At 33.5% G+C, this 17,195-nt stretch carries 15 protein-coding genes; 8 read left to right on the top strand and 7 right to left on the bottom strand.

Annotation, left to right across the window (positions count from 1 at the left end; all coding sequences use genetic code 11):
- Window positions 1-26 precede the first annotated feature (26 nt).
- The 4 genes from porL to topA all read right to left on the bottom strand — a co-directional run bounded on the left by porL (window position 27) and on the right by topA (window position 6,058).
- On the bottom strand, window positions 27-665 hold the full coding sequence (gene porL / locus AC23L6_RS02250; protein ID WP_487560671.1) for a type IX secretion system motor protein PorL/GldL: 639 nt from the start codon (window positions 663-665) through the stop codon (window positions 27-29).
- Window positions 666-716: 51 nt separating this feature from the next.
- Window positions 717-2,138 carry a T9SS ring complex lipoprotein PorK/GldK gene (porK, locus tag AC23L6_RS02245; protein WP_487560886.1) on the bottom strand — a complete coding sequence of 474 codons (1,422 nt, stop codon included), beginning with the start codon at window positions 2,136-2,138 and terminating at the stop codon, window positions 717-719.
- Window positions 2,139-2,398: 260 nt separating this feature from the next.
- Window positions 2,399-3,550 carry a formimidoylglutamase gene (locus AC23L6_RS02240; RefSeq protein WP_487560670.1) on the bottom strand — a complete coding sequence of 384 codons (1,152 nt, stop codon included), beginning with the start codon at window positions 3,548-3,550 and terminating at the stop codon, window positions 2,399-2,401.
- Window positions 3,551-3,553: 3 nt separating this feature from the next.
- Entirely contained in the window at window positions 3,554-6,058 is a 2,505-nt protein-coding gene (gene topA, locus AC23L6_RS02235) for a type I DNA topoisomerase (protein WP_487560885.1), read from the bottom strand.
- 230 nt (window positions 6,059-6,288) lie between these two features.
- Here topA and miaB point away from each other — a divergent pair, with 230 nt between their 5' ends.
- From miaB to groL, 8 genes are all read left to right on the top strand, one after another.
- Window positions 6,289-7,737 carry a tRNA (N6-isopentenyl adenosine(37)-C2)-methylthiotransferase MiaB gene (gene miaB / locus AC23L6_RS02230; protein WP_487560669.1) on the top strand — a complete coding sequence of 483 codons (1,449 nt, stop codon included), beginning with the start codon at window positions 6,289-6,291 and terminating at the stop codon, window positions 7,735-7,737.
- A gap of 28 nt (window positions 7,738-7,765) precedes the next feature.
- Window positions 7,766-9,022 carry a sigma-54 interaction domain-containing protein gene (locus tag AC23L6_RS02225; protein WP_487560668.1) on the top strand — a complete coding sequence of 419 codons (1,257 nt, stop codon included), beginning with the start codon at window positions 7,766-7,768 and terminating at the stop codon, window positions 9,020-9,022.
- 42 nt (window positions 9,023-9,064) lie between these two features.
- Window positions 9,065-9,970, top strand: a complete 906-nt coding sequence (locus AC23L6_RS02220) for a hypothetical protein (protein WP_487560667.1) — start codon at window positions 9,065-9,067, stop codon at window positions 9,968-9,970.
- A 27-nt stretch (window positions 9,971-9,997) separates the two neighbouring features.
- Complete coding sequence (locus AC23L6_RS02215) at window positions 9,998-10,501, top strand: LptE family protein (RefSeq protein ID WP_487560666.1); 504 nt, start codon at window positions 9,998-10,000, stop codon at window positions 10,499-10,501.
- Window positions 10,502-10,545: 44 nt separating this feature from the next.
- The gene (locus AC23L6_RS02210) at window positions 10,546-11,484 is read left to right on the top strand and encodes a tetratricopeptide repeat protein (RefSeq protein ID WP_487560665.1); all 939 of its coding nucleotides are present in this window, start codon (window positions 10,546-10,548) and stop codon (window positions 11,482-11,484) included.
- A gap of 2 nt (window positions 11,485-11,486) precedes the next feature.
- Window positions 11,487-11,822 carry a preprotein translocase subunit SecG gene (secG, locus tag AC23L6_RS02205; protein ID WP_487560664.1) on the top strand — a complete coding sequence of 112 codons (336 nt, stop codon included), beginning with the start codon at window positions 11,487-11,489 and terminating at the stop codon, window positions 11,820-11,822.
- Window positions 11,823-11,961: 139 nt separating this feature from the next.
- A complete protein-coding gene (locus AC23L6_RS02200; protein ID WP_487560663.1) occupies window positions 11,962-12,237 on the top strand; it encodes a co-chaperone GroES in 276 nt (91 codons plus the stop codon).
- 79 nt (window positions 12,238-12,316) lie between these two features.
- The gene (gene groL / locus AC23L6_RS02195; RefSeq protein ID WP_487560662.1) at window positions 12,317-13,948 is read left to right on the top strand and encodes a chaperonin GroEL; all 1,632 of its coding nucleotides are present in this window, start codon (window positions 12,317-12,319) and stop codon (window positions 13,946-13,948) included.
- A gap of 61 nt (window positions 13,949-14,009) precedes the next feature.
- Here groL and AC23L6_RS02190 read toward each other — a convergent pair whose 3' ends face one another.
- From AC23L6_RS02190 to AC23L6_RS02180, 3 genes are all read right to left on the bottom strand, one after another.
- Complete coding sequence (locus AC23L6_RS02190) at window positions 14,010-14,690, bottom strand: DedA family protein (protein ID WP_487560661.1); 681 nt, start codon at window positions 14,688-14,690, stop codon at window positions 14,010-14,012.
- A gap of 109 nt (window positions 14,691-14,799) precedes the next feature.
- Window positions 14,800-15,141: a heavy-metal-associated domain-containing protein gene (locus AC23L6_RS02185; protein ID WP_487560660.1), complete on the bottom strand. Its 342-nt coding sequence runs from the start codon at window positions 15,139-15,141 to the stop codon at window positions 14,800-14,802.
- Window positions 15,142-15,180: 39 nt separating this feature from the next.
- Window positions 15,181-17,190, bottom strand: a complete 2,010-nt coding sequence (locus AC23L6_RS02180; RefSeq protein ID WP_487560884.1) for a TonB-dependent receptor plug domain-containing protein — start codon at window positions 17,188-17,190, stop codon at window positions 15,181-15,183.
- Between the last annotated feature and the right edge of the window lie 5 nt (window positions 17,191-17,195).

The following is a 17,195-nucleotide window of genomic DNA, read 5'->3' as shown; positions in this document are numbered from 1 at the left end:
GTTTATATTAAAAATGTAGTGAGATACTAATTCCCTTTGTTACTCATTGCAGAAAGCATTCCACCATAAACATTGTTCAAAGAAGACAAGTTTGATGTTAAAGACTGCATTTGATCTTTTAGTTTTAAATTATTTTCTGCGACCTCGTTATTGATTTGAGCATTTCGAGAAGCGCTTTCTAATTGTATTTTATACAAACTATTTAGAGATTCCATTTGAGCAGCAGCCAATGTCAATTCTTCACTATATTTTTTTGTAGAAGCAATTGAGTCAACAGTTGGAGCTATTCCTTTAGCAGCAGATTCAAAGTTTTTGATACTATTTCCTAAGCTAGCCATCAACTCTCCATCAATTTTAGCTTCTTTCAACATAGCATCTAATTTTTGAGAAAGAAGACCCTGAGCTTCAGTAGCATCCTCCTTTTTTGCTGATTTTGGTTTAGCTTCACCACCAGCTAGTTCTGGATATACTAAAGACCAATCCAATTCTTTATCAACAGGATCAAAAGCTGATAAACCAAAAATTAATGCTTCTGTTCCAAGACCGATGATTAGCATCGCACTAGCTCCTGGCCAGTGCATTAATTTAAATAATGCTCCAATAATTACTACTGCCGCTCCCATACCGTAAGCGAAATTCATCGTTTTTTTGCTTAATAATGCCATAATAATAGAAAATTTTAGTTAGTTAAGTTTATTTATTTTTTTGAGTTTAATTTATCTTCTTGCAGGTTTTCCGGTAACAACGGTACCCATATAATCTTGAACGGTTCTGAAACCAATATAACTTCTAGCAGTGTCAGCATATTCAAAATCTCTAGTACCCACTTGCAAGAAATATGCAACATCTTTCCATGAACCTCCTCTTACAACTTTACGCATGTTTTTAGAATCTCCAACACTTGGATTCATACTAGAAACAAATTCGTAAGCAGTTGGATCGTAAGAAGAATCTGTCCACTCAGCTACGTTTCCAGACATATTGTAAAGATTGTATCCATTCGGCTCGTATGATTTTGCTTCAACAGTATAAAGAGCTTGGTCAGCCGCGTAATCACCTCTGTTAGGTTTAAAATTAGCCAAGAAACAGCCTCTATCATTTTTAGCATAAGGACCACCCCATGGATAAGAAGCAGACTCTAAACCTCCTCTTGCAGAATACTCCCATTCAGCTTCGGTAGGCAACCTGAAAGAATTGATAAGATTCCCTTTCTTTTTCTTCTTAATATATGAATTCTTGTATAATGTTCTCCAAGCACAAAACGCTTTGGCTTGATGCCAATTCACACCAACAACTGGATATTGCGAATACGCTTGATGCCACAAATAGTCATTGTGCATAGGCTCGTTGTATGAATACGAAAAGTCTTTAATCCAAACTGTTGTATCAGGATACACTTTGATTTGCTCGGTCTTAATGAAATCTTTTCTTTTCCCAGCTTTTGCTTTCGCCGCAGCCTGAATATCCATCCAAGAATAACGGAACTTTAATTTATTTACATCTACTGTTCTCAAACCATTGAAGGATTCAGCAACAGGGATATACATCGTATCCATTACTTCAGTATAATATTCATCTGGATATTTAGAAGTATCTGTAATCAATTTTACATTGTGATTCAATTTTCTTCCAGCATAAGGATCATCATCAGTTCCTACACTATAATAATTCTCATACATGTACTTGTCATAAGCAGTCATTTTAGCCGGATCAGCATCGTTAAAAGCAAAATCAGCTATACTACCAGCATTTTTTCCTTTGCCGCCTTTACCTTTACCTCCTGATGCACCAGCAGTTCCTCCACCACCAACTTCATCAGCTAAAATAGCCAAACGAACACGCATGGTAGAATCTTTTACCCATTCTACAAATTGAAGATATTCGCTATTTGTAATTTCAGTTTCATCCATGTAAAAGGATCTCACAGTAACAGTTTTAGTAGGCGCATCTTGAACATTGGCTAAATCATCATCAGATTTTCCCATTATAAATGCACCACCAGGGACTAAAGTCATCCCATAGGGCTTCTCAGGGTTCCATTTCTTCCCTTTTACTCCAACCAACTCTCCTTTGTCTCCTGAGCTACCACAACTTGCTAACAAAGCTGAAATGACGGTAAAAGCAATTAATTTCTTCATATAAACTTGGGTTATGTGTGTATTCATATTTAAAGGGCGTAAACTTATTTATTATTTTTTAAAAAAGCAACTATTTGCAAAAAAAATATTTAAAGCCCAAAAGTAAATTTATTAATTAAGATAAAAAAATATTTTATCGATTAAATGCATTTTTTTTCGATTAAATGCGTTATTCTTATTTTTATTGTAAGATTTGTACCGTAATTGTAATTTTTAATTTTCCAAATAAATAAATATCTAAAATGTACCGTAATTGTGCGTTAAATAATGTTTTTTCGCTGAACTTTCCACCACCTTTCAGGCAACTCTTGATTACAGGCTAACAAATATTCTTCATAAGAACATGGTAATAACGTATTTCTTTTCAATTTATTATTTTGACTTGAAATAAAAGGTATCTCTATCCACCATCTGTCAGTTTTGTTACTCTTATAGAAAACAAGTTCTTCAGATTCAAAAGGAATAATGTATTTTAAATAATTTTCTTTACTACCAAAAGGATACTCATTTGAACGGTAATGAACGCCTTCAATAAAATACCAAATAATTTGAGCTATCAGAATTGATTCTTGTTTGGAATTGTTGTGATTGAAAATTCCAAACGAGGAAACTTTGTCACTAATACCTGAATAGCGAGACAAAGAACATATTTCTTTTCCATTAAATCCATTAGGAGTAAATGTAATAAAATTACCTGAATCAGAGGACTTTACAGATGTTAAATCTACAACAACAATATCTGCGTCTCTAAAAACGGGCTCTGAAACGGCTATATTACTAGAAACATCTCCTAATCTACAGGCATCAAAAAACAATTTTTCTATTAAATCAATTTCTTCTTGAGAATTCAAATACGTTTGAAATCCAACATTGCTATAATTGAAAAGATTATTAGGCTCATCCAAAATTATATTGGTTAAATAAGATGTAGCGAAAATTTCTTCACTTTCTTTACCAAAATCGAACTTACTATCAATTGCTACCAGATTTACCATTTGCTCCAATCCATCGTAAGCTCTATAAAGAGGATAAGTTAAATCTTGTGAACCACCTATTATAATAGGTATAATCGTATTCTTTATTAATTCTTCGCAAACTTTTTGTAATGCAAAATAAGTGTCTTCTTTTGAATTGCCTGGATATAAATCTCCCAAATCAGCAATAGAGACATCCCAATTACCTGGAAATAATCCATATAATTCCTTTCTTATATGGGTTAACTCAACATCATTAATTGCTGTTTTGTCACCTCTATTCTCTAAAACTCCAATAATTGCAAGCCTGATTTTTTTTAAATCAGGAAATTCTTTTTCAGTATGAAAAACTATTTTACTACCCAAATGTTGAGAAGAAAGTCCTTTTACAAATGCTGTTACTTCATCATTTAATGGTGAAAGAAAATCAACTCCCATACTTTACTTCTTTTTTGTTGCAGTTTTCTTAGTGGTTGTAGTCTTTTTAGTAGCCGGTTTTTTTGCTGGAGTTTTCTTTGCAATCATTTCTTGAACTTGAGCTAAGGTTAACTTTTCAGCATCTATATCTTTACCTAATTCGATTTTAATTTTCCCTTTTGTTATTATCGACCTTCCCCAACGAGCTTTTTCTATTACTATACCTTCAGACTCCCAATTGTGGATTACTTTATCTATATTTTTTTGAAGTTTATCTTCTATTAATTCTTCAATATCATTTTGAGATAAATTATCGAAATTGTACTTTTTTGATACATTTATGAACATTCCGTTCCATTTAATAAATGGTCCGAATCGTCCAGTTCCTTTTTGAACGCCTTCGCCTTTGTAAACTGCAATTGGAGCATCAGCTTGTGTTTTTTCATCAATCAAAACCTTAGCTCTTTCTAAATCTACATCCAATGGTTCTTCTCCTTTTGGAAGTGAAACAAACACTTTTCCAAAACGAATGAATGGTCCGAAACGTCCTAAACTTACTTCAACTTCTTCTCCTTTATAAGTTCCTAATGCTTTTGGAAGTAAAAATAAATTCAATGCTTCTTCCAAAGTGATAGTTCCGATATTTTGTTCTGGACGTAAGCTTGCAAATTTCTTATCTTCATCATCGCTATCTCCAATTTGAGCCATAGCACCAAATTTGCCCAAACGAACCAAAACCGTTTTGCCTGATTCTGGATGCTTTCCTAAAATTCTTTCACCACTTTCTCTGTCAGCATTAGCTTCAACATCTTTTACATTGGGATGGAATTTATCATAAAACTCCTGCATCATTTTAGTCCAATTGATGTTTCCTTCTGCGATTTCGTCAAAATCTTGTTCCACTTTGGCAGTGAAATTGTAATCTAAAATGGCGTCAAAATTCTTGACCAAAAAATCGGTTACAATATTCCCAATATCCGTTGGAACTAATTTTCCTTTATCGGAACCTGTATTTTCTTTTAGAATTACATCCGATACTTTTCCTGATTGCAATGTCAACTGTGTATATTTTCGTTCTTGACCTTCAAGCGTTCCTTTTTCTACATAACTTCTGTTGATGATGGTAGAAATTGTTGGCGCATAGGTTGACGGACGACCAATACCAAGTTCTTCCAATTTTTTAACCAAAGACGCTTCTGTATAACGACTTGGCGGACGAGAATATCTTTCTGTAGCAGTAATGTAATTGTTAATCAATTTTTCATTGACTTTCATTGCTGGCAACATTCCTTCTTGTTCTTCTTCATCCTCATCATTTCCTTCAAGATACACTTTCAAGAAACCTTCAAACTTAATCACTTCTCCAGAAGCTGTAAAAACTTCAGAATGATTGTTTGCCTCAATTTTCACATTAGTTCGTTCTAATTCGGCATCACTCATTTGAGATGCCAATGTTCTTTTCCAAATTAAATCATACAAACGCGCTTGATCTCTATCGATATTTACTGTATGACGCGACATATCCGTTGGACGAATGGCTTCGTGAGCTTCTTGTGCGCCTTTGCTTTTATTGGCAAACGTTCTTGGTTTTGAAAATGCTGCACCGTAAGATTTAATGATTTCTGCTTGAGCAGCATCCATTGCTTCTTTGGAAAGATTCACACTATCAGTTCTCATATAAGTAATCAATCCGGCTTCGTACAAACGTTGTGCTAATTGCATGGTGATTCCAACTGGAAGATATAATTTACGAGCTGCTTCTTGTTGCAACGTTGAAGTTGTAAAAGGTGCTGTTGGAGATTTTTTTGTAGGTTTGGTTTCTAAATCACCTACTTTATAATTAGAACCAATGTTTTTATTTAAAAAATCTTCTGCTTCTTTTTTAGTATTAAAATTCTTTGGAAGTTTGGCTTTAAAAGCTCTTCCTGCTTCGTTTAAAAATTCTGCCACTACAGAATAACTCGCAACGGGTTTGAAATTTTGAATCTCACGTTCGCGTTCTACAATTAATCTTACAGAAACCGATTGCACTCGACCTGCAGATAAACCTCCTTTTATTTTACGCCATAAAACAGGAGATAATTCATATCCTACTAATCTGTCTAAAACCCTACGAGCTTGTTGTGCGTTTACTAAATTATAATCAATTTCTCTAGGATTTTCAATGGCTTTTAGAATAGCATTTTTTGTAATCTCATGAAATACAATTCTTTTAGTCTTGTTTTTATCTAATTTTAATTCTTCTGATAAATGCCAAGAAATAGCTTCTCCTTCTCGGTCCTCATCACTGGCTAACCAAACCATATCGGCATTTTTGGCTAAACCTTTGAGCTTTGTAACCAATGCTTTTTTATCGGCTGAAACTTCATACTTAGGTTTAAAACCATTTTCTACATCTACTCCTATTTCTTTTGATGGTAAATCGGCAATGTGTCCATAACTCGACTCGACTTGAAACTCATTTCCTAGAAATTTTTCGATTGTTTTTGCCTTTGCAGGAGATTCGACTATAACTAAATTCTTTGCCATCATTGTTTGCTTTCTGTCGCAAAAGTATCTATTTTTTTTAAATATAGTGCTTTTGATAAAAAATTTGAAAATTTATACTCTCCAACAATCTATTCAAAAAAGAGATACTATCTGTAGGTTTTTAAAATTCGACAACGATTGAAACAACCTAAAACATTGTTAAAACTTAGTATGACATCTTGTCATATTTGTTAAATTTGAATTACCTTTGTACTTTGAAAAATTAATGAATGGAAAAGATAATTGAAGAAAGTAAACAAGGCGAAAGACTTGTATTAGAAAACAAACCAGAAAACACCAAAAAATTATTCATAGAAAGCTACGGCTGTGCAATGAATTTCTCCGATAGTGAAATTGTAGCTTCAATTCTATCAGAGAATGGATACAATACAACCCAAATTCTAGAGGAAGCCGATTTGGTTTTAGTCAACACTTGTTCCATACGTGACAAAGCAGAGCAAACGATAAGAAAACGACTTGAAAAGTACAATGCAGTAAAACGACGCACTAATTCTAAAATGAAAGTAGGTGTATTAGGTTGTATGGCAGAACGATTAAAAAGTCAATTTCTTGAAGAAGAAAAAATTGTCGACCTAGTTGTCGGTCCTGATGCTTACAAAGATTTACCCAACCTACTACACGAAGTTGAAGAAGGTCGAGAGGCTATAAATGTTATTTTGTCAAAAGAAGAAACCTATGGCGATATTGCTCCTGTTCGATTAATGAGTAACGGAATCACCGCTCTAGTTTCCATCACTCGAGGTTGTGACAACATGTGTACCTTTTGTGTAGTTCCATTTACTAGAGGTCGCGAACGCAGCCGTGAGCCGCAAAGTATTATTAATGAAATTCAAGATTTATCGAATAAAGGATTCAAAGAAATAACGCTGTTGGGACAAAATGTTGATAGTTATCTGTGGTATGGTGGCGGCTTGAAAAAAGATTTTGTAAATGCCTCCGAAATACAAAAAGCAACTGCTGTAAACTTTGATCAATTATTAGAAATGGTTGCTATTGCATTTCCTAAAATGCGTATTCGGTTTTCAACTTCCAATCCCCAAGATATGCACGAGAGCGTACTTCATGTAATTGCAAAATATCCAAATATATGCAAACACATACATCTGCCTGTTCAATCTGGAAGCAATAGAATTCTAGCAGCAATGAATCGTTTGCATACCCGCGAAGAGTATTTGAATTTAATAGATAAAATCAATACCATAATTCCGGGTTGCTCCATCACTCAAGATATGATTGCAGGATTTCCAACTGAAACTGAAGAAGACCATAAAGACACTTTGGACTTAATGGAATCTGTAAAATACAGTTTTGGTTACATGTACGCCTATTCAGAAAGACCCGGAACCTTAGCTGGAAGAAAAATGGAAGATGATGTTCCCGAAGAAACAAAATTAAGACGACTACAAGAAATTGTCGATTTACAAAGAAAACATAGCGCTTATCGAACTCAAGAATATTTGGGGCAAACATTAGAAGTGCTGATTGAAAAAGAGTCTAAAAAATCTGATAAAGATTGGTCAGGTCGCAATTCCCAAAACATTACGGTAGTTTTCCCGAAAGAGAACTATCAAATTGGTGATTTTGTTAATGTTGAAATTTTAAATTGTACAAGTGGAACCCTCATTGGCAAAGCTATTGGACTAAGTGAAATGAATTAAAAAAGTTACAGTTCAAACAAAAAAAGTTATGGAAACAGTTCAAGCTATAAAACAACGATTTGAGATTATTGGTAATGACCCAAAGTTAAATCGAGCTATTGAAAAAGCAATTCAAGTTGCACCTACTGATATTTCTGTATTAGTTGCTGGTGAAAGTGGAGTTGGAAAAGAAAGTATTCCTAAAATTATACATTCTCTATCCCATCGAAAACACGGGAAGTATATTGCCGTAAACTGTGGAGCAATTCCAGAGGGGACAATTGACAGTGAACTTTTTGGTCACGAAAAAGGTTCGTTTACAGGAGCGACCAGTACAAGAGAAGGATATTTTGAGGTAGCTAACGGCGGAACCATATTTCTAGACGAAGTAGGTGAATTACCCTTAACCACTCAAGTGCGCTTATTGCGTGTTCTTGAAAATGGAGAGTTTATAAAAGTAGGTTCTTCTCAGGTGCAAAAAACCAATGTGCGTATCGTCGCTGCAACCAATGTAAATTTATTTGATGCAATTGAAAAAGGGAAATTCAGAGAAGATTTATATTATCGTTTGAGCACTGTTGATATTGTCTTACCTCCATTGCGCGACAGAAAAGATGATATACATTTACTATTTAGGAAATTTGCCGCCGATTTCGCTCATAAATACAAGATGCCTCCTCTTCGATTAGATGATAATGCCGTTCAAGTGTTACAAAAATACCGTTGGAGCGGAAACATCCGTCAACTTCGAAACGTAGCAGAGCAAATTTCAGTTTTAGAAACCAATCGCGATATTTCAGCTTTGACTTTACAATCCTATTTGCCTTCTGAAGGAAGCAATCTCCCTTCGGTTATTAAAGACCGAAAAGCCGAAAGTGATTTTAGCACCGAGAGAGACATACTATATAAAGTGCTTTTTGACATGAAAAGTGATTTGAACGATTTGAAAAAATTAACTTTAGAATTAATGAAAAACGGCACTTCTAAAGTTCAAGAAATCAACCCCAATCTCATTCAAAAAATATACGGTTCGAAAGAAAATGAAAGCGAAATAGTATTTGAAGAAGAACCAAGAACTCCTGTTTTCAATACTCAAAATACGAATACTAATTTTGAAGAAAACGATGATAATTATCTCTTTGCCGAAACCGTTGAGGAAGAAGAAGTCTTGCGTCTAGAGCAAAAAGAAATAGAAATGATTAAAAAATCGTTAGAAAAAAACAAAGGAAAACGCAAAGCTGCTGCCGATGAACTTGGCATTTCTGAAAGAACCTTGTATCGAAAAATTAAACAGTTTGATTTGTAATAACTTATCATTACATTTATACTTCTTTTAATTCAAAAGTTTATGAAGAAATTATTTTGTTTGGTGGTATTGACTTTTATTTCTTTTTCTTGCAGTAATTCTGATGAGGATGAAGCTGCAGTGAATGCAATAGACCCAACAAAATTAGTGAAAGTGATTTTATATCCTGAAACTTCTCGAGAGAAACATTGGAATTTTAATGAAAATGGCTTGTTGAAAGAAATTACAAAACCTGATGGCTCAAAAGAATTGAGCTATGTTTATGACAGCAATAACAACTTAATTACAATAAATACATGGAAAAATAATTCAATAACTGCATCTAGTCATTTTACTTATGACACAAACAATTATCTAACTTCTAACAACACCTCAACTTTTACTTATAATTTAACAACAAACAGTTATATAAACCATAATTCTTTAATTGGTCCAGATGACAATGTCTATTACTACGACTATACTTATTATTTGAATGAAGAAAGACTTCTTCTTTCAGTTGAAACTAATTTTTATCCAAATAACGAAGACATTTCATATGACTATTTCATCCGAACAACAAGGCAAAAATTTGAAAATGGCAATGTTGTTAGTGTTACTCCAAATGACTCAGATTTAATGAATGAATATATCTACGAATATGACAACACTATCAATCCTTTAAAGAATGCTCTACTCCCAATTTCTAAAATTAATTTTATTCCTTTTGACTTCGAAGATAGCATAATGCCTTTGTATCCCCAAGTCTCCCCTTTTTTATTTTCCAAAAACAATGTCTTGACATCAGTAGGTCATTCAGTTTATGAATCTGATGAAGGGATTATTAATACTCCTGCAAATTATATTTATATTTACAATAGTAATAACTTACCAATATCTGTGCAATATGAATATCAAAGTTCTCCAATGCTAAAATATTATTACCAAGGAGATTTTATTCCTAATTAAAAGATACTTTTGCATTTTACTTAAAACATGAAATACTTAAAATATATTCTTATTGCCTTTATCACTTTCAGCATGAACAGTTGTTCCGTTTACAATTTTACTGGAACAGGAAAAATTGATGCCAAAACCTATCAAGTAAATTACTTTCAAAACAATGCGCCACTTATAGAGCCAGGAATTGAACGAACATTTACTCAAAAATTACAAAATTTAATTCAGAACCAAACGAATTTGAATTTGGTAAATTCTAATGGTGATTTAGTCTATGAAGGTGAAATTGTTGATTATCGAATTACACCTACAACAGCAACAGCAGACATTACAGCAGCTCAAAACAGATTGACCATAACGATTAATGTTCGTTTTACCAATAAGAATAAAGAAACAGACAATTTCGAAAAGAAATTCTCTTTCTTTTACAACTACAGTGGTACTGACCAATTAGTAGGTTCTAAACTTACCGAAGCACTTGAGGAAATCTTCGAAAGAATCACCCAAGATATTTTTAATGAATCACTTGCAAAATGGTAAATTTTAGAGTTAATTTGTTTCTCTAATAATCACAAAACTAAATTTTGAACGTAACCGAATATACTTCCTTAATCAATAACCCGAATGCTATCAATGACATTCAGAGTATATCTTTGGAAAAGATCGTTCAGGAATTTCCTTATTTTCAAAGTGCAAGAGCGTTATATTTAAAAGGGCTGTACAATCAAAATAGTTTTAAATATAACTATGCGCTAAAAATTACTGCGGCTCACACCACCGATAGAAGTGTCCTATTTGATTTTATAACTTCAGAAACATTTACTACGATTCAAAAAGGGTTGTATGACAAAAAAGTAGCAGAATTACTCGACATTACAGTAAAAGAAAGCGAAATATTTGTTGATGGAGAGCCTCGTTTGGAACCAAGGGTAAACACAATCGAAGAATCAATCCTTACCACTATTAAAAATGCTTCGCCTTCTACTCAAGAAACCGAAGATATTGAAGAGGTAATTGCTATTGAAGATGACGAAGTTGAAGTTGTTGAAACTATTGAACCAATAAAACAGGAAAAGAGCGAAGAAATTATTTCAGAAAAATTAGAATTAGGAAAACCTCTAGAGTTTCTAAAATCAGAAAAACATTCCTTTCACGAGTGGTTACAATTATCCAAATTCCAACCAATTATTAGGGATGAAAAAAAAGCAGACCAAGAAAACCCTTCTGAAGTAGATTTCGAGAAGCAAAAAAAAAATAGATTAATTGATACTTTTATTCAAACCAATCCCAAAATTCCGCCAATTAAACAAGATGCAACTCCAGTAAGCATTGTTTTAGAGCCTAGTAATGCTGACAATTCCTATCTAATGACAGAAACTTTAGCCAGAGTTTATTTGGAGCAAAAAAAATATCAAAAAGCAATTCAAGCATATGAAATATTAATTTTGAAATATCCAGAAAAAAGTAGTTTCTTTGCAGACCGAATTTTAGATATCAAAAATTTACAACAAAATAATAACTAGTAATGAGCACATTTTCAATTTTTTTAGTTTTAATAACAATAGTTTGTTTCCTATTGATCATAGTAGTAATGGTCCAAAATCCTAAAGGAGGCGGATTATCTTCATCATTAGGTGGATCACAAATGATGGGAGGCGTTCAAAAAACGACTGACTTTTTAGATAAAAGTACATGGACATTGGCAATTATTTTAATTGCTTTAATATTGTTATCAAGTTTAAGTTTCACAGGAAACTTGAGCGATACTAATTCTAAGATTATTGATCAAACGGAAGCACCTACTTCAAAACCTGCAAGTGAAACTCCTGCTCCTGCAGCTCCTGCTCCAGTAAAAAAGTAAGTTCTTTATACCAATACAAAAAATGCCAGCTTGACAATGCTGGCATTTTTTTTAAGCAAAATTGTCAGTTTTTGCTTGTTGGCACAATTTCTGAAATCAAGAATGCATCATTAATTAACATATAAAATAGTATAATATTATGGCTTTAAACATTAAACCACTTTCAGATCGCGTTCTAATTGAACCTGTTGCTGCTGAAACTCAAACTGCTTCTGGAATTTTTATTCCTGATACCGCAAAAGAAAAACCTCAAAAAGGAACCGTAGTTGCAGTTGGAAATGGCAAGAAAGACCATACCATGACTGTAAAAATTGGAGACACTGTTCTTTACGGAAAATATGCTGGAACAGAATTAAAATTAGACGGAAAAGATTATCTAATCATGCGTGAGGATGATATTTTAGCAATCATCTAATTCGATTAAAATAAACCCAAAGTAGTAAGATTTAAAAAATTAAACTTGAAACTTTACAACAATTTAAACTAAAAATAAAATGGCAAAAGATATAAAATTTGATATTGAAGCACGTGACGGATTAAAAAGAGGTGTTGATGCATTAGCTAATGCAGTAAAAGTAACCCTTGGCCCAAAAGGGCGTAATGTGATTATAGGAAAATCATTCGGTGGTCCAAATGTTACCAAAGACGGAGTTACCGTTGCTAAAGAAATCGAATTGAAAGAACCATTGGAAAACATGGGAGCTCAAATGGTAAAAGAAGTAGCTTCAAAAACCAATGACTTGGCTGGTGATGGTACAACGACTGCTACGGTTTTGGCTCAAGCCATTGTTAAAGAAGGCTTGAAAAACGTTGCTGCTGGAGCTAATCCTATGGATTTAAAAAGAGGAATTGACAAAGCAGTAGAAGCTATTGTTGGCGATTTAGCGAAACAAGCTAAAGTAGTAGGAAGTGATTCTGAAAAAATCAAACAAATTGCGTCTATCTCAGCTAATAATGACGAAGTGGTTGGTGATTTGATTGCTAAAGCTTTCGCTAAAGTTGGAAAAGAAGGAGTAATCACTGTTGAAGAAGCCAAAGGTACTGACACTTATGTGGATGTAGTAGAAGGAATGCAATTTGACAGAGGATATCTTTCTCCATACTTTGTAACCAACCCAGAAAAAATGGAAGCTGAACTAGAGAATCCATACATTCTATTATACGACAAGAAAGTATCTTCTTTAAAAGAATTATTACCTGTATTAGAACCTGTAGCACAATCAGGGAAACCTTTGTTGATTATTGCAGAAGATGTTGATGGTGAAGCCTTATCAACTTTAGTAGTAAACAAACTACGTGGAGCTTTAAAAATCGCTGCTGTAAAAGCGCCAGGTTTTGGTGACAGAAGAAAAGCGATGCTTGAAGACATTGCTATTTTAACAGGTGGTACTGTAATTTCTGAAGAAAGAGGATTCACTCTTGAAAACACAACTATCGAAATGTTGGGTACTGCTAAAAGAGTAAGTATTGATAAAGACAATACCACGATTGTAAATGGCGCTGGTGATGCTGAAATGATTAAGAATCGTGTGAATCAAATAAAAGGTCAAATGGAAGCTACCACTTCTGATTATGACAAAGAAAAACTACAAGAACGTTTGGCAAAATTAGCTGGTGGTGTTGCTGTCCTTTATGTAGGTGCTGCTTCTGAAGTAGAAATGAAAGAGAAAAAAGACCGTGTGGATGATGCTTTACATGCTACTCGCGCTGCTGTTGAAGAAGGAATTGTTGCTGGTGGAGGTGTTGCCTTATTGAGAGCTAAAAATGCTCTTGCTGCTTTAAAAGCGGACAATGCTGACGAAGCAACTGGAATTCAAATTATTTCAAGAGCAGTAGAATCTCCTTTGAGAACTATTGTTGAAAATGCAGGTTTAGAAGGTTCTGTTGTTGTTGCAAAAGTTGCCGATGGAAAGGGTGATTTTGGTTACAACGCTAAAACAGATGAATATGTTGACATGTTAAAAGCAGGTATCATTGATCCGAAAAAAGTAACTCGTGTAGCACTAGAAAATGCAGCTTCTGTAGCCGGAATGATTTTGACTACCGAATGTGCTTTAGTAGATATTAAAGAAGAAAATGCTGGTGGCGGAATGCCAATGGGTGGCGGAATGCCAGGAATGATGTAATTCCATTTTCTAACAAATAAAAAAAATCCGTCTCGAATATTTTCTTGACGGATTTTTTATTTTACGTATCTGCTGGTCTTTTCTTTAATAATTTCATAAAGACTGGAAAGGTTGATATCAGAATAATCCCAATTACAATCCATTCTATATGATGTTTTAAATCAATTCCGAACTTATTCAAAAACATTCCATATAAATAGTGCCCTGAAAAAATCAAAATAAAAGACCACAAAAACGAGCTTAAAATATTGAAAAACATAAACTTCTTTTTGTCCATAGATACTATACCCGCAACAATAGGTGCAAACGTTCTGAAAATAGGTAAAAATCGAGCAAAGATGATTGCTTTTCCTCCGTATTTTTCAAAGAAGTCTTTGGATTGAAGCAAATATTTTTTCTTAAACCAAAAACTATCTTCTTTTTTAAATAGATAATAACCACTCTTTGCGCCAAACCAATATCCTACCATATTCCCCAGAACTCCAGAAATTGCAATTAACAATGAGAGTAAGGTTACATTAATGAAATCGGCCTCTATGTATACAAAATTCTGAATCAAATCACGACTGTAAATTCCGGCTAAGAAAAGCAAACTATCTCCTGGAAGGAAAAAACCCGCAAAAAGACCGGTCTCAGCAAAAACAATAAACAAAACAATATATAAACCTAATTGGATTCCGCCAACTTTAAGGGTAATATAAAATTCTGGGTTAAGAAGTTGTGTCCAATCAAAATTGCTCATAGATACTATTTGTATAGGTTGTATAAAGTTCGTGAAAGTAAGAATAATTTAGCTTAACCACAATTTATTGCCTTACTTTAAATTTTTATTAACGGTTTAAAACCGATTTTTATTTCCTTTCATATTGACAACATCCAGGTAACTTATCGTAAGAATTCTGTGATGCTTTTTCATTTTCTGAATCATGTCCTACTTTTGCAACTGCTTTTTTTACCAATTCAACAGACGTTTTTTCTTCATCTAATATCAAATCCAATTGATGCGTTTCGATACTCCAAATTGCTGATTTTACACCAGCGACAGAATAGGCAGCTTTTTGAATTCGCTTTTGGCATTGCTCACAGTTGCCATTTACTTCAATGCTGTATTTTGCATTTTTATTTTTCTTGTCTTGAGCTTGTGTTGAAAATGCTACAAATAGTAACATTATTCCTAAAATTGTATTTTTCATAGTATTAAATTGATTTTTATGGTTTAACTTTTCTTGTAATTATTTTATTTTAAATCGCAATCCAGCATAGTACATTTGACCAAAAATAGGCGCATATACTATAGAAGTATCAAAGTTGGGTCCAAAAGGATTGCTACTTCCCAAAATCGCCTTGTTCTGTTTATAGTTTCCTATATTTTCTCCACCTAAATACATCTCAAAAGTACTTGAAAAAATTCTCGTAATTTGAGCATTCATTACACCAAAAGATGGCGAAAATTCAGGCAACTTATCTTCTAACGTATTCGTTCTAGTGGTTGGTAATTGTTGTTTGCCTAACCAATTAAAAGTATAATCAAACTTCCATTGCTGTCCTTTTTTAGTTAGGTTTGTTTCATATTCTAGATTACCAAAAAAACGATGTTTTGCCTGCAAAGGTCTTTGAAAATTTCCAGAAAGATAATCAGTAGAAATATCAAAGTACTTATAAGCCGTTCTCAAATTCAAATGTTTAATAAGTTCTATATTAAAATCGATTTGTAAACTATTAGCAAATGATTTCCCTTTTAAATCATAAAACAAAATCTGTTGCGGTGAATTCATAATATCGACCACAGCTTGATTCTGAAAATCGGTTCTGTAAAAATCAACAGTGGCATCAGCACTTTTACCTAGTAAAATGAAATTTTGAGTAAAACTCAAACCATAATTCCATGCAATTTCAGGATGCAATCCGTATACTTTACCATTGGTATCTAATACAGAAAAGACTCTTGAACTGGCAAATAAATTTTGGTTCTCTGCAAAAATATTCGCCACTCTTTTTCCTCTTCCTGCCGAAATTCTAAAAGCAGCCTTGTCCCAAGGTTTGTATTTTACATGTAATCTTGGCGTGAAAAAAGCCCCCAGCCTATTGTGATAATCGAATCTTCCTCCTAAAATATAACTGAACGTATCTAAATCATCGTAGGTGTACTCAAAGTATGTCCCAACAGAATTATCAATTCGACCCACATCATTTCCATTAACAAACTCAGCGTATTTATCATACGTAAAATTCAATCCTGATGTAAACTTATGCATCGTATTACCTATAATTGAATTAAAAATCAAATTAGAATAAAAACTCTGCTGTTTTATATCGTATTGATTCAACCCAAAATAAGATTGTTGGTTGTGATTGCTTAACGCATTTTGAAAACCAATACTCTGAAAAGGCATGTCCTTGAAAACATACCCTATTTTTGACGTAAAATCAATTCTTTCTGTGGCGATTTCTGAACCCCAATACTTCGTTGTCAATTTGTCTTTATCGGGATTAAAATTGATTTCACCAGACTGTTTATCATCTTTCATGTACCGAAGATTTAAGAAACTAACCCAACCCGATTCTGGATTTGCATACTGCCAACGGTTAGTTAGATTGATTTGTTTTCCTAATGGATTATCTAAAAACCCATCGTCGTTCATGTCATTTTTGGCAATCCTCGTATTAGCGTGAACAAACATACTTGTTGACCAATAATCGGAGATTTTTTTATTAAAATGAGTATTCAACTCAAATCGAGAATCGGTTGCTCCGTATGCATTCAAAAAAAATGAAATATCTTTCAAAGGCTTAATTAACTCTGTATTTATCTGTCCAGAAATACTTTCATATCCGTTGACAACACTTCCTGCTCCTTTGGTAATTTGAATGCTTTCGACCCATGTTCCTGGTGTAAATGACAATCCATACGCTTGAGATGCGCCTCGAACAGAAGGAATATTTTCTTCCGAGATCAAGATGTAAGGACTCGTTAAACCCAACATCTTTATTTGCTTCGTTCCTGTTAATGCATCCGAGAAATTAACATCGATTGTGGGATTGGTTTCAAAACTTTCAGCCAAATTACAACAAGCTGCTTTAAGCAATTCTTTACTTGTAACTATAGAGGTATTCGATATTTTTGAAGCCGATTTTACTATTCCTCTTTTTTTGCTTTCTATCTTAACTTCTTCTAATTTTTCTTGAGAAAAGGCTAAAACAGAAAACAGTAACGTTATAAAAAACATCACGTTTTTCATTATATAGT

The organism is Flavobacterium sp. R1_16, assembly GCF_057652095.1.
Note: the sequence above shows the minus strand (reverse complement) of the source record. Positions and strands in the feature narration are given on the sequence as shown.